The sequence below is a fragment of the Variovorax sp. GW458-11-26-14-LB1 genome (assembly GCF_059423965.1).
In genome coordinates this window covers 274,749-287,819 of the sequence record NZ_JBWKYW010000002.1, presented here as the reverse complement: position 1 = coordinate 287,819, position 13,071 = coordinate 274,749, and the positions used below count along the sequence as shown (strand labels likewise).

The window sequence follows — 13,071 nt, the reverse complement described above, 5'->3', positions numbered from 1 at the left end:
TCGCAATGACCCCTTTCCCCTTTTCCGCCGTTCTCTTCGATTGCGACGGCGTGCTCGTCGATTCCGAACCCATCACCAACCGCGTGCTTGCCGACATGCTCGGCGAGCTCGGCTGGCAGCTCACGGCCGAGGAATCGATGAACATCTTCACCGGCAAGGCCGTGAAGGACGAGACGGCGCTCATCGAGGCCAAGACGGGCTTCAAGATCACCGACGACTGGCTGCGTGGCTTTCGCGCCCGCCGCAACGAGGCGCTGGACCGCGACCTCGTCGCCATTCCCCATGCGCCTGCCGCCATCCGCGAGATCCACGCGCGGCTCAAGGGCCGCATTGCCTGCGCGTCGGGCGCCGACCGCCACAAGGTCGAGCTGCAGCTGGCCAAGGTCGGCCTGCTCGACTGCTTCGAGGGCCGCATCTTCAGCGGCCACGAGATGCCGCGCTCCAAGCCGCACCCCGACGTGTACCTGGCCGCGGCGGAAGCGCTCGGTGTCGATCCGAAGCGCTGCGCGGTGGTCGAAGACACGGTCACCGGCGCGATGGCCGGCGTGGCCGCGGGCGCCACGGTGTTCGGCTACAGCACGGGCGAGTCGGGCCACAGCGGCCCGGGCGCGCTGCGCGCCGCGGGCGCCGTGGCCGTGTTCAGCGACATGACCGAGCTGCCCGCATTGCTGGCCGGCTACGGCCTGCAGGCGGCCTGAGTTTCTGGTGCAATGACGCCCGTCAGCGTGTGGCGGACCCGTCGCCTTCACGCGCTCCTTCCCACGAATTCGCAAGGACCCTGCCCATGACCTCCGAGTACCAGACCGCGCAACCCGACCGCAGCGAGATCGACGCGCTCCAGGGCCCGGCCGTGGTGGAGTTCGGCACCAACTGGTGCGGCATCTGCAAGGCCGCGCAGCCGAACATTGCCGAGGCCTTTGCCCGGTACCCGAACGTGCGCCGCATCAAGGTGGAAGACGGCAGCGGCCGCCCGCTGGGGCGTTCGTTCAACGTGCGGCTGTGGCCCACGCTGGTGTTCATGCGCGACGGGCAACAGGTCGCGAAACTGGTGCGGCCGGAAGACAGCCAGTCGATCGCCGATGCATTGGCGTTGATCGATTCGCCGGCCTGAGTTCGCTTTTCGTCGCGTGGTTCAGGGCGACGCTCCCGCCGACGCGGTACCTTGCTCCGCGAATGTCCCCCGGCCTGCGGCCTCCTCCTTGATTTCGCTGCGCAAGGCACCCCATCGGCGTGAGCGTTTCAGAGCAGTTGTTGATCGGCCGTGAACCGACCGCGTACCCCCGTGCGCAGGGCACTGGGTGCTTCCCGCAGCGAAATCAAGGAGGAGGGGCGAAGCCCCGGGGGACATTCGCGGAGGGAAGTACCCGGTGGCCTGTGCACGCGCCCTGAACAAGCACTACAACCCCAGCTGCCGAAAGTCCCTGGGCGCGTGCCCCGTCCACTGCAGGAACGCGCGCGAAAAGCTCTTCTCGTTGCGAAAGCCCACCGCCAGCGCCACCTGCTTGATCGGCCGCGTGGTCCGGCGCAGCTGCTCCACCGCCAGCTCATGTCGCACCTCGTTCTTCAGCACCTGCAGCGAGGTGCCTTCCTCATGCAGCTGCCGGTGCAAGGTGCGCCCCGACACATTCAGCAGCCCTGCCAGCGCCTCCGCCGTGGTGGCCTCGCCGGCGCGCGCGCGCAGCAGCTCGCGCACGCGCTGCCCCAGCAGGCGGTCGCGGCGGTACTGCAGCACCGTGAGCGGCAGGGCGCGCTTGAGCATGGTGCGCAGCGCGCGTTCGTCGCGCAGCAGCGGCAGCGCGAGGTAGCGCTCGTCGAAGCTGATGCTGGCCTGCGGCGCGTCGAAGTGCACGTCGGGCGTGAACATCAGCGGGTAGGCGTCGCGGTGCGGCGGTGCCGCGAACGGAAAGGTGGCCTGGCGCAGCGAGATGCGCGAGTCGATGGCCCAGCACACATACCCGTGCATGAAGCGCAGGCTGGTCACCAGGCAGAACTCGCGGAACGCGGGGTCGAGCGGGCGTTTCTCGGTGATGCGCAGCGTGGCCACGCCGCCGGTCACCTCCAGCGCGAGCGTGATGTCCTCGGTCAGCAGGCGGTGGTGGCGGCACCAGCGTTTCATGGCCACGCCCAGGTCGGGCGAGGTGAGCGAGGCGCGGCACAGCATGCCGTAGCTGCCCCAGGGCAGGCGGCGCGAGAACCAGCCCAGCGCCTCGTCGTCCAGCTCCTGCATCGCGTGGCCCGACAGCGCCTCGAACTGCGCGGCCGTCACCCGCGCGCCCGGGCGGGCCAGTTCGCGCGGCGCGATCTGTGCCGCCTGCAGGGCCTGCGCCGGGTCCTTGCCGTAGCGGGCATACCCTTGCACGATGGCTCGCACGAAGGCCATCGGCGTGACGGCGCGGGCGGGTCGCAGGAAGGCGGGGGACGACGTGGTGGAGGGCATCGGTCGTGGCGCAATTTGCAACCATTGTGGCGCCAATTGCGGCGCCACGAGGCGTAAGCTGCGTTTTTTCAAGCGCCATCCGCGCGGGCAGTCCTGCGCGCCGACCCCTTCAGAGGAGACAAGACTCATGCACGATTTCGGCCTCAACTTCGACCTGGGCGACGACATCGACGCGCTGCGCAGCGCGATCCAGGACTTCGCCGCCAACGAAATCGCGCCCCGCGCCGCCGAGATCGACCGCGACAACCTGTTCCCGCACGACCTGTGGCAAAAGCTCGGCGAGCTGGGCCTGCACGGCATGACGGTGAAGGAAGAATTCGGCGGCACCGAGCTGGGTTACCTGGCCCACATCGTGGCCATGGAAGAAGTCTCGCGCGCCTCGGCCTCGGTGGGCCTGTCGTACGGCGCGCACTCCAACCTGTGCGTGAACCAGATCCACCGCAACGGCAGCGAAGCGCAGAAGAAGAAATACCTGCCCAAGCTGGTGAGCGGCGAGCATGTGGGCGCGCTGGCCATGAGCGAGCCCAACGCCGGCTCCGACGTGGTGAGCATGAAGCTCAAGGCCGACAAGAAGGACGGCTACTACGTGCTCAACGGCGGCAAGATGTGGATCACCAACGGCGGCGACGCCGACACGCTGGTCATCTACGCCAAGACCGAGCCCGAGATGGGCGCGCGCGGCATGACGGCCTTCATCGTCGAGAAGAACTTCAAGGGCTTCTCGGCAGGCACCAAGCTCGACAAGCTGGGCATGCGCGGCTCCAACACCTTCCCGCTGTTCTTCGACAACTGCGAAGTGCCCGAAGAGAACGTGCTCGGCGGCGAAGGCATGGGCGCCAAGGTGCTGATGAGCGGCCTGGACTACGAGCGCGCCGTGCTCTCGGGCGGCCCGCTGGGCATCATGGCCGCCTGCATGGACGCCGTGATCCCCTACATCCACGAGCGCCAGCAGTTCGGCCAGAGCATCGGCGAGTTCCAGCTGATGCAGGGCAAGATCGCCGACATGTACTCGACCTGGCAGGCCACCCGCGCCTACGTGTACGCCGTGGGCAAGGCCTGCGACCGCAACGACCATGCGCGCACCTTCCGCAAGGACGCGGCCGGCGCCATCCTGTACTCCGCCGAGAAGGCGACCTGGATGGCCGGCGAGGCGATCCAGACGCTGGGCGGCGTGGGCTACACCAAGGACTTCCCGGTCGAGCGGCTGTGGCGCGATGCCAAGCTGTACGAGATCGGCGCGGGCACGAGCGAAGTGCGCCGCATGCTGATCGGCCGTGAGCTGTTCTCCGAAACGGCATAAGCCGCGCTGCACACCCTCACCCCACCCTCTCCCCGCAGGGAGAGGGCGCCAGACAAGGAGACAAGACGATGCCACTGACGCAGAGCCTGGCCCAAGGCGCCACGGACGTCCCCCTCATCGAGCAAGCCATCGGCGACTTTTTCGACGACATGGTCGAGAAGCAGCCTGAACGCGAAGCCCTCGTCAGCCGCCACGAAGGCCAGCGCTTCACCTACCGCGAACTGCAGACCGCGTCGAACAAGCTGGCCAGCGCACTGCTGAGCCTGGGGCTCGTGCCCGGCGACCGCGTGGGCATCTGGTCGCACAACAACGTGCCCTGGGTGCTGATGCAGATCGCGACCGCCAAGGTCGGCCTGATCCTCGTCAACATCAACCCCGCCTACCGCACCTCGGAGCTCGAGTACGCGCTCAACAAGGTCGGCTGCAAGGCGCTGGTGACGATGGCGCAGTTCAAGACCAGCGACTACCTGGGCATGCTGCGCGAGCTGGGGCCGGCCAAGCTGCCGCTGCTGCAGCACACCTTCTGGATCGACAAGCCCGGCCAGGGCGACGAGCAGCCCGGCATGCGCCGCTTCAGCGAGCTGCTGGCCAGCGGCGATGCGGCCGACGCGCGCGTGGCCGCCACGCAGAAGACGCTGAAGGCCACCGACCCGATCAACATCCAGTTCACCAGCGGCACCACGGGCTTCCCCAAGGGCGCGACGCTCACGCACCGCAACATCCTGAACAACGGCTTCTTCATCGGCGAGTGCATGAAGCTCACGCCGGCCGACCGCCTGTGCATTCCGGTGCCGCTGTACCACTGCTTCGGCATGGTGCTGGGCAACCTGGCCTGCCTCACGCACGGCTCCGCCATCGTGTACCCGAACGACGGTTTCGACCCGCTCACGGTGCTCGAGACGGTGCAGGCAGAGAAGTGCACGGGCCTGCACGGCGTGCCCACGATGTTCATCGCCGAGCTGGACCATCCGCGCTTCAAGGAGTTCGACCTGTCGACGCTGCGCACCGGCATCATGGCCGGCTCGCCGTGCCCCATCGAGGTGATGAAGCGTGTGGTCAACGAGATGCACCTGGGCGAGATCACCATCGCCTACGGCATGACCGAGACCAGCCCCGTGAGCTGCCAGAGCAGCACCGACACGCCGCTCGACCGCCGGGTGTCGACCGTGGGCACCGTGCAGCCGCACCTCGAGGTGAAGATCATCGACCCCGAGACCGGCGCGATCATGCCGCCGGGCCAGTCGGGCGAGCTGTGCACGCGCGGCTACTCGGTGATGCACGGCTACTGGGAAGACGAGCCCAAGACGCGCGAGGCCATCGACGCCGAACGCTGGATGCACACCGGCGACCTCGCCACCATGGACGCCGAGGGCTACGTGAACATCGTCGGGCGAATCAAGGACCTCGTGATCCGCGGCGGCGAGAACATCTACCCGCGCGAGATCGAAGAATTTTTGTACCGCCACCCGAAGGTGCAGGACGTGCAGGTGGTCGGCCTGCCCGACAAGAAGTACGGCGAAGAGCTGTGCGCCTGGATCATCGTCAAGCCCGGCCAGAGCGCCACCGACACCGAGATCCGCGACTTCTGCAAGGGCCAGATCGCGCACTACAAGGTGCCCAAGTACATCCAGTTCGTCTCCGAGTTCCCGATGACGGTGACCGGCAAGATCCAGAAATTCAAGATCCGCGACGCCATGACCGAGCAGCTCGGTCTCAGCCAAGAAAAGACAGCATGAGCAAACTCGAAACCAAACTGAATGCGCGTTCGGCCGACTTCCAGGCCAACGCGGCCGCCATGCGCGCGCTGGTCGACGACCTGCAGCAGCAGTTCGCGAAAGTGGAGCAGGGCGGCGGCGAGGCCGCACGTGCCAAGCACACGGCGCGCGGCAAGCTGCTGCCACGCGACCGCGTGGCCGAGCTGCTCGACCCGGGCACGCCCTTCCTCGAGATCGCGCCGCTGGCCGCGCATGCGATGTACCTCGATGCCAAGGGGGCCGAGTCGGCGCCCGGCGCCGGCATCATCGCGGGCATCGGCCGCGTGAACGGTGTCGACTGCATGATCGTGTGCAACGACGCCACGGTGAAGGGCGGCACCTACTACCCGATGACGGTCAAGAAGCACCTGCGCGCGCAGGAGATCGCCGAGCAGAACCGCCTGCCCTGCATCTACCTCGTGGACTCGGGCGGCGCCAACCTGCCGAACCAGGACGAGGTGTTCCCCGATCGCGAGCACTTCGGCCGCATCTTCTACAACCAGGCCAACATGAGCGCCCAGGGCATTCCGCAGATCGCGGTGGTCATGGGCTCGTGCACGGCCGGCGGTGCGTACGTGCCGGCGATGAGCGACGAATCGATCATCGTGAAGAACCAGGGCACCATCTTCCTGGGCGGCCCGCCGCTCGTGAAGGCGGCCACCGGCGAGGTCGTGTCGGCCGAAGACCTGGGCGGCGGCGACGTGCACACGCGCCTGTCGGGCGTGGTCGACCACCTGGCGCAGAACGACCTGCACGCGCTGGCGCTGGCACGCTCGGCGGTGGCCAACCTCAACGCAAAGGCCGCCGACACGCCGCAAGGCACCGCGGTGCGCGCGCCCGACTTTCCGCGCGAAGAGCTGTACGGCGTGATCCCCACCGACACGCGCAAGCCCTTTGACGTGCGCGAGATCATTGCGCGCATCGTCGACGGCAGCGAGTTCCACGAGTTCAAGGCCCGCTTCGGCGCCACGCTGGTGTGCGGCTTTGCCGAGATCGAGGGCATGCCGGTCGGCATCATCGCCAACAACGGCATCCTGTTCAGCGAGTCGGCGCAGAAGGGCGCGCACTTCATCGAGCTGTGCTGCCAGCGCAAGATCCCGCTGGTGTTCCTGCAGAACATCACCGGCTTCATGGTGGGCCGCAAGTACGAGAACGAAGGTATTGCGCGCCACGGCGCCAAGATGGTGACGGCCGTGGCCACCGCCAACGTGCCCAAGTTCACGATCATCATCGGCGGCAGCTTCGGCGCCGGCAACTACGGCATGTGCGGCCGTGCGTACAGCCCGCGCTTCCTCTGGATGTGGCCCAACGCGCGCATCAGCGTGATGGGCGGCGAGCAGGCCGCGAGCGTGCTGGCCACGGTGAAGCGCGACGGCATCGAACTGAAGGGCGGCAGCTGGAGCGCCGACGAAGAAGAAGCCTTCAAGGCCCCGATCCGCCAGCAGTACGAAGACCAGGGCCACCCCTACTACGCCACCGCACGCCTGTGGGACGACGGCATCATCGATCCGGCCGACACGCGCCGCGTGCTCGCCCTGGGCCTGGCCGCATCGCGCAACGCGCCGATCCCCGAGCCCAAGTTCGGCATCTTCCGCATGTGACCAGGGGCACCGCATGAGCAGCACCTTCACCAAGCTGAACCTCGCCATCGACGGCGCGGTGGCACGCATCTGGCTCGACCAGCCCGACGCGCGCAACGCCTTCGACGACGTCGTGATCGCCGAGCTGACGCAGGCCTTTCTCGAAGCCGGCGCCGCGCCGCAGGTCAAGGCCGTCGTGCTCGGCGCGAACGGCCCGGCCTTCTGCGCGGGCGCTAACCTCAACTGGATGCGCCGCATGGCCGACTACACGCGGGGCGAGAACCTCGCCGACGCGGGCAAGCTGGCCGACATGCTGCGCACCATCGCCGAGTGCCCCAAGCCCACCATCGCGCGCGTGCAGGGCGACGTGTACGCGGGCGGCATGGGGCTCGTGGCTGCGTGCGACATGGCCGTGAGCGTCGACACCGCGTGGTACTGCCTGAGCGAAGTGAAGATCGGCCTCGTGCCCGCGACCATCAGCCCCTACGTGCTGCGCGCCATGGGCCCGCGCGCCTCGCAGCGCTACTTCCTCACGGCCGAGCGCTTCACCGCCGCCGAGGCGCACCGCATCGGCTTCGTGCATGAAGTGGTGGCCGCCGACGCGCTCGACGCCAAGGTCGACGAGCTGCTGAAGGCGCTCACCGGCGCAAGCCCCGCCGCCGTGCGTGCCTGCAAGCAGCTGATCGCCGACGTGGCCGGCCGCGAGATCGACAGCGCGCTCATCGCCAAGACCGTCGAAGGCATCGCCGACATCCGCGCCAGCGACGAAGGCCGCGAGGGCGTGCAGGCTTTCCTGCAGAAGCGCAAGCCGTCCTGGCTCGCCGGCTGACAGCCAACCAAGGACCGCCATGAACGCACTCGACATGCCGCAACTGCTCGCACTGGCCGCCGCCATCGGCTGGGCCAGCGGCGTGCGCCTGTACCTCGTCGTGCTGCTGACCGGCCTGGTCGGCTACTTCGGCTGGGTGCCGCTGCCTGCGGGGCTGCAGATGCTCGCGCATCCGATCGTGCTCGCGGTCAGCGGTTTCATGGTGTTCGTCGAGTTCTTCGCCGACAAGATCCCGGGGCTGGACTCGCTCTGGGACGTGGTGCACACCGCCATCCGCATCCCCGCCGGCGCGGCGCTCGCGGCCAGCGTGTTCGGTGCCGACCATGGCGCCATGGCCGTTGTCGCGGCGCTGCTGGGCGGCGGCTTCGCGGCCACGGCGCATGCGGCCAAGGCCACCACGCGCGCGGCCATCAACACCTCGCCCGAGCCGTTCTCGAACGTCGGCGCGTCGCTGGTCGAAGATTCGATGGTGCCGGCCGGGCTGTGGCTCGCGGTGGCGCATCCGCTGGTCTTTCTGGTGCTTTTCGTCTTCGTGCTCGTGCTCAGCGTGTGGCTCATCCGCAAGAGCTGGCGTTTTCTGCGCGCGCTGTTCAGCCGCGTGGCACGCATCTTCAGTGGCCGGCCCGATCCGGGCGTCACGTCCGCCTTTCAACTGAAAAAGAATCCTCCGGGAGACACTCCGAATGTTTAAGAAGATCCTCATCGCCAACCGTGGCGAGATCGCTTGCCGTGTCGCGGCCACTGCACGCCGCATGGCGGTTCGCACCGTCGCCGTGTACTCCGATGCCGATGCGCACGCCAACCATGTGCGCGCCTGCGACGAGTCGGTGTACCTCGGCGGCAGCGCCCCGAAGGACAGCTACCTGCGCTGGGAAAAGATCCTCGAGGCCGCCAAGGCCACGGGCGCCGAAGCGGTGCACCCCGGCTACGGCTTCCTCAGCGAGAACGAAGAGTTCGCGCAGGCCTGCGCCGACGCCGGCCTGGCCTTCATCGGCCCGCCGCCCTCGGCGATCAAGGCCATGGGCCTGAAGGCCGAGTCGAAGCAGCTGATGGAAAAGGCCGGCGTGCCGCTGGTGCCCGGCTACCACGGCGCCGACCAGGACCCGGCGCTGCTGCAGCGCGAAGCCGACCGCATCGGCTACCCGGTGCTCATCAAGGCCAGCGCCGGCGGCGGCGGCAAGGGCATGCGCGCGGTCGACAAGGCCGCCGACTTCGAGGCCGCGCTGGCCTCGTGCAAGCGCGAAGCCATCAACAGCTTCGGCGACGACGCGGTGCTGATCGAGAAGTACGTGCAGCGCCCGCGCCACATCGAGATCCAGGTGTTCGGTGACACACAGGGCAACTACGTCTACCTGTTCGAGCGCGACTGCTCGGTGCAGCGCCGCCACCAGAAGGTGCTGGAAGAAGCGCCCGCGCCCGGCATGACCGAGGCGATGCGCAAGCAGATGGGCGAGGCCGCCGTGGCCGCGGCGCGCGCCGTGAACTACGTGGGCGCGGGCACCGTGGAGTTCATCGTCGAGCAGCGCGAAGGCGGCGAGATGAACTTCTTCTTCATGGAGATGAACACGCGCCTGCAAGTCGAACACCCGGTGACCGAAGCGATCACGGGCCTCGACCTCGTCGAATGGCAATTGCGCGTGGCCTCGGGCGAGCCGCTGCCTGCCAAGCAATCGGAACTGCAGATCCACGGCCACGCCATCGAGGCGCGCATCTGCGCCGAGAACCCCGACAACAACTTCCTGCCCGCCACCGGCACGCTGCGCGTGTACCGCAAGCCGCAGGCCACCGCCTTCCAGCGCAGCCGCGTGCGCATCGACGACGGCGTGCGCGAGGGCGGCGAGATTTCGCCCTTCTACGACTCGATGATCGCCAAGCTCATCGTGCACGGCAGCACGCGCGCCGAAGCGCTGGCCCGGCTCGATGCCGCGCTGGCCCAGGTGCAGATCGTGGGCGTGTCGACCAACGTGCAGTTTTTGCGCGGCATCCTGGCGACCGAGTCGTTCTCGAAGGCCAACCTCGACACCGCGCTCATCGAGCGCGAGCGCGCCGTGCTGTTCGACCGCGAGCCGCTGGGCCTGCCGCTGGCCGCGGCCGCCGCCATCACGCGCACGCTGGTCACCGAGTGGCCGACGCAACTGCCCGACCCCTTCGAGCGCCGCGATGGCTGGCGTGCGCACGGCGAGTACAAGCGCCGCTTCGACTTCGAGTTCCGCGGCGCCGAGCACAGCGCGCTGCTGACCTACCGTCGCGACGGCGGCCTGCACCTCGCCGTGGGCGGTGTCGAAGGCCCGCTCACCATCGGGCGCTTTCCCACGGGCGAGTTCGAGCTCGAGTTCGCCGGCACGCGCCAGACCCTCGACGTGCACCTGGATGGCGCCACCGCCCACGTGTTCGCGGCGAAGGGCGCCACGCGCCTCACGGCCATCGACCGCCTCGCCCACGCGGGCGACACCCACGCCGAAGGCGGCCGCCTCACGGCGCCGATGCCCGGCAAGGTCGTGTCCTTCGCGGTCAAGGCCGGCGACAAGGTCAGCCGCGGCCAGCCGCTGGCCGTGATGGAAGCCATGAAGATGGAGCACACCATCGCCGCGCCGGCCGACGGCACGGTGGAAGAACTGATGTTCTCGCCGGGCGAGCAGGTGGCGGAGGGCGACGAATTGTTGCGAATGGCGGCTGCCGCTTAACCCCGATCCGGGCGCTCGCCCGTATCAGCGGTGGTAGTCATTCTTTTCAAGGAGTCCTGATGAGCCGCCGCACCCTTTCCATGTCGACACCCCGCGCCGCCGTGCGCCACCGCGCAGGCGCTGTCCTGCTGGCCCTGGCGGCCGCCCTGTCGCTGGCCGGCTGCGACCGCCAGCGCAGTGCCGAGTCGGCCGCGCCGGCCTCCGCGTCCATGCCGGCGCCGCCGATGGGCTATGGCGGTGCCATGAAAGCACAGCGGGCGAGCGCACCGCAGGCCGAGATCGCCGCGTCGCAGTCCGACGAGGCGCGGGGCGGCAGTGGCGAGACCGCGCTGCAGCGCTTCCTGGCCGTGCGGCAGGACCTGAACGTCGAAGTGCCGGCCGAACAGCTGGCCGATGCCTGGGGCAAGGTGCGCGACCTGTGCGGCACGCTGAAGTGCGAACTGCTGTCGTCTTCGCTGCTGCGCGAGACGCCGCAGCAGCCGGGCAACGCCCTGCTCGAGATGCGCGTGGAACCCGCCGACGTCGACAAGCTGCTCGGTGGCCTGGCCGGCGTGGCGAACGTGGTCTCGCACACCACCACCAGCGAGGACAAGACCTCCGAGGTGATCGACGTCGAGGCCCGCATCAAGAACCGCACCGAGTTCCGCGACAGCCTGCGCGTCATGCTGCGCGACACCGTCACCAAGCGCACCATGGCCGACCTGCTGGCGATCCAGCGCACGCTGTCGGACACCCAGGCCGAGCTCGACGCCATCGCCACCCAGCGCAAGGTGCTGGCGCAGCAGACCAGCAAGCAGCACATCCAGATCCAGTTCACGCCCAAGCGCGCGCTGGTGAGCGGCAGCGACGGCTACAGCCCGATGGCGCACGCGCTGCGCAACGCCGGCGACGTGCTGGCCGAAAGCGTGGGCGCGCTCATCACCTTCGTGGCCGCTGCCCTGCCGTGGCTGCTGCTGGTGGTGCTGCCCGTGGGGTGGCTGGTGCGGGTGCTGTGGCGTCGTCGTCGCGCCAAGGTGGCGTGAGACACTGCGCGCCGGCCGCGCCTGACACAGCGCGGCCGCACGACAAGAAGGAGGGGCCGCATGGCGGGTCGATTTCGGAAGTTTCTTGCGGGACTGGGCCTGGGGAAGGCGCAGGACGATGGGGCGGTGCCTGCCTCTGTGCCGGCTGCGCCTGAACCGGCGCCACCGTCCGCAGCGCCCCCTGCACTGCGCTACACCTTCGACGTCAAACTTGCCCAGCCCATGGAACGGTTGATTGCCGCCCCGTGGGCCTCGGCGCCCCCGACGCCGCCGAAGCCCTTGAAGCGCCCACCACGGAACCCGCCCGCGCCACCCGTCGAGGCACCTCCGCCGCAGTTCGACGCGATCCCGGATCTGCCGGAGCCCTTCGGCTACAAGGTCTGCTGGTTTGCCGTGCGCGCCTCGGACCCCGCACAAGTGCTCGATGCCCTCGGGTGGGCGTCCGAAGGGCCGGCCAACTGGCACACCGGCATCGCGGCGGCCTACCGCCGGACGTCTGGCGGACAGGCCCCCTGGGTGTTCGCATCACCGCCCGTCGACGGCTGGGTGTTGCTCGTGGGGGACGGCCTGCCGTATCCCGCCGTGTACCCGGAGGACCGCCTCGAAGGCATCGGGCAGGCCTTCGACGTGATCTTCACGCGCCTGAAGGACCACTTCGGCGAAGCGCAATTCTTTGGCAGCCACCGTGTCGCCGACTTCGTCACCTGGGCGCGCGCACGGCGCGGCGAGCCCGGGCGGCAGTTCTGCTATGCAGGCAGCAGCGGCGAGGTGTATGCGAACGTGGGCGCACAGAGCGCCGAGGAAGCCGCACTGGGCTTTGCCGTGCTCAGCGGACTGTCGCCGGTCGATGCGCGCGATCGGCTCTCGGACCTGCTCGAGGATGAATTCGCACGGGAGGCAGCGCTGGTCGCCTCAGGCATGTCGCACCGCGACGCCGACCGCCAGGTCCGTCCGACTGGCCGTAGCGTCATGCCCGGCGAAGAGGACGTCACGGCGCTTGCTGATGCGTGGAGTGTCGACCCGACGCGGCTCGACGAAGCGGACCGGGGTTACTTGCCGGGCGTGGGGTTGATGGCCCGTGTTCCGACGGACCTGGGACAGGAGCCCGTCAGCCCACCACCACTTCGCTGATCTGCATCACCGGCGCGATGTCGGTGTAGTTCTTCACGTCGCCCATGATCTCCTTCACGTGCGGGCCGAAGGCCTTCTGGAAGGACTCGACCGATTCGGCGAACACGTGGCACATGCCGACGTAGGTGGGCGGCGAGCCCGGTGCGCCGCCGCCCAGGCCCTTGTCGATGGTGTACGAGAGGCAGGCGTCGCCCATGCGGGCCTTGAGCATGGGCATGTGCTGGTCGCGGTAGTAGTCGTGGTCGAACCGCGCGCCGGGGGTGTGGGGGTACATCACGCTGACTTTGATCATGGAAGGTGTCTCCTGGGTGGCTGAATGCGGTCGAGCATAGGA

Annotated in this window: 12 protein-coding genes; 10 read left to right on the top strand and 2 right to left on the bottom strand. The window is 68.6% G+C overall.

Translation table 11 applies throughout. The annotated features are described in order from the left end of the window. Positions 1-5: 5 nt before the first annotated feature. On the top strand, positions 6-698 hold the full coding sequence (locus AC07YS_RS02700; RefSeq protein WP_354348245.1) for an HAD family hydrolase: 693 nt from the start codon (positions 6-8) through the stop codon (positions 696-698). A gap of 86 nt (positions 699-784) precedes the next feature. Further along, on the top strand, positions 785-1,111 hold the full coding sequence (locus AC07YS_RS02695; protein ID WP_495266968.1) for a thioredoxin family protein: 327 nt from the start codon (positions 785-787) through the stop codon (positions 1,109-1,111). A 285-nt stretch (positions 1,112-1,396) separates the two neighbouring features. Here AC07YS_RS02695 and AC07YS_RS02690 read toward each other — a convergent pair whose 3' ends face one another. Next, entirely contained in the window at positions 1,397-2,437 is a 1,041-nt protein-coding gene (locus tag AC07YS_RS02690; protein WP_495266969.1) for an AraC family transcriptional regulator, read from the bottom strand. A 127-nt stretch (positions 2,438-2,564) separates the two neighbouring features. Here AC07YS_RS02690 and AC07YS_RS02685 point away from each other — a divergent pair, with 127 nt between their 5' ends. The 8 genes from AC07YS_RS02685 to AC07YS_RS02650 all read left to right on the top strand — a co-directional run bounded on the left by AC07YS_RS02685 (position 2,565) and on the right by AC07YS_RS02650 (position 12,737). Continuing rightward, positions 2,565-3,737 (top strand): isovaleryl-CoA dehydrogenase, encoded by a 1,173-nt coding sequence (locus tag AC07YS_RS02685; protein ID WP_062478706.1) that lies wholly within the window; start codon positions 2,565-2,567, stop codon positions 3,735-3,737. 68 nt (positions 3,738-3,805) lie between these two features. Then, positions 3,806-5,473, top strand: a complete 1,668-nt coding sequence (locus AC07YS_RS02680) for an AMP-binding protein (RefSeq protein ID WP_495266970.1) — start codon at positions 3,806-3,808, stop codon at positions 5,471-5,473. After that, on the top strand, positions 5,470-7,092 hold the full coding sequence (locus AC07YS_RS02675) for a carboxyl transferase domain-containing protein (protein WP_495266971.1): 1,623 nt from the start codon (positions 5,470-5,472) through the stop codon (positions 7,090-7,092). Before AC07YS_RS02680 ends, AC07YS_RS02675 begins: the two co-directional genes overlap by 4 nt. A gap of 13 nt (positions 7,093-7,105) precedes the next feature. After that, on the top strand, positions 7,106-7,900 hold the full coding sequence (locus AC07YS_RS02670) for an enoyl-CoA hydratase/isomerase family protein (protein WP_159279449.1): 795 nt from the start codon (positions 7,106-7,108) through the stop codon (positions 7,898-7,900). A gap of 19 nt (positions 7,901-7,919) precedes the next feature. Beyond that, positions 7,920-8,591, top strand: a complete 672-nt coding sequence (locus AC07YS_RS02665; RefSeq protein WP_095947914.1) for a DUF4126 domain-containing protein — start codon at positions 7,920-7,922, stop codon at positions 8,589-8,591. Continuing rightward, entirely contained in the window at positions 8,584-10,584 is a 2,001-nt protein-coding gene (locus tag AC07YS_RS02660; protein WP_495266972.1) for an acetyl/propionyl/methylcrotonyl-CoA carboxylase subunit alpha, read from the top strand. Before AC07YS_RS02665 ends, AC07YS_RS02660 begins: the two co-directional genes overlap by 8 nt. Before the next feature lie 59 nt (positions 10,585-10,643). After that, positions 10,644-11,606, top strand: a complete 963-nt coding sequence (locus AC07YS_RS02655; protein ID WP_307638115.1) for a DUF4349 domain-containing protein — start codon at positions 10,644-10,646, stop codon at positions 11,604-11,606. A gap of 222 nt (positions 11,607-11,828) precedes the next feature. Then, positions 11,829-12,737, top strand: coding sequence for a hypothetical protein (locus tag AC07YS_RS02650; RefSeq protein WP_495273873.1), 909 nt, complete (start codon positions 11,829-11,831; stop codon positions 12,735-12,737). On the opposite strand, the gene AC07YS_RS02645 is transcribed toward AC07YS_RS02650, so the two are convergent. Next, a complete protein-coding gene (locus AC07YS_RS02645) occupies positions 12,715-13,029 on the bottom strand; it encodes an EthD family reductase (protein ID WP_062477314.1) in 315 nt (104 codons plus the stop codon). The genes AC07YS_RS02650 and AC07YS_RS02645 overlap by 23 nt on opposite strands. Positions 13,030-13,071: the final 42 nt, after the last annotated feature.

Excerpts from the sequence above, each read along its gene's own strand:
- AC07YS_RS02700 (WP_354348245.1), top strand. The coding sequence starts at position 6 with ATGACCCCTTTCCCCTTTTCCGCCGTTCTCTTCGATTGCGACGGCGTG.
- AC07YS_RS02695 (WP_495266968.1), top strand. The coding sequence starts at position 785 with ATGACCTCCGAGTACCAGACCGCGCAACCCGACCGCAGCGAGATCGAC.
- AC07YS_RS02690 (WP_495266969.1), bottom strand. The coding sequence starts at position 2,437 with ATGCCCTCCACCACGTCGTCCCCCGCCTTCCTGCGACCCGCCCGCGCC.
- AC07YS_RS02685 (WP_062478706.1), top strand. The coding sequence starts at position 2,565 with ATGCACGATTTCGGCCTCAACTTCGACCTGGGCGACGACATCGACGCG.
- AC07YS_RS02680 (WP_495266970.1), top strand. The coding sequence starts at position 3,806 with ATGCCACTGACGCAGAGCCTGGCCCAAGGCGCCACGGACGTCCCCCTC.
- AC07YS_RS02675 (WP_495266971.1), top strand. The coding sequence starts at position 5,470 with ATGAGCAAACTCGAAACCAAACTGAATGCGCGTTCGGCCGACTTCCAG.
- AC07YS_RS02670 (WP_159279449.1), top strand. The coding sequence starts at position 7,106 with ATGAGCAGCACCTTCACCAAGCTGAACCTCGCCATCGACGGCGCGGTG.
- AC07YS_RS02665 (WP_095947914.1), top strand. The coding sequence starts at position 7,920 with ATGAACGCACTCGACATGCCGCAACTGCTCGCACTGGCCGCCGCCATC.
- AC07YS_RS02660 (WP_495266972.1), top strand. The coding sequence starts at position 8,584 with ATGTTTAAGAAGATCCTCATCGCCAACCGTGGCGAGATCGCTTGCCGT.
- AC07YS_RS02655 (WP_307638115.1), top strand. The coding sequence starts at position 10,644 with ATGAGCCGCCGCACCCTTTCCATGTCGACACCCCGCGCCGCCGTGCGC.
- AC07YS_RS02650 (WP_495273873.1), top strand. The coding sequence starts at position 11,829 with ATGGAACGGTTGATTGCCGCCCCGTGGGCCTCGGCGCCCCCGACGCCG.
- AC07YS_RS02645 (WP_062477314.1), bottom strand. The coding sequence starts at position 13,029 with ATGATCAAAGTCAGCGTGATGTACCCCCACACCCCCGGCGCGCGGTTC.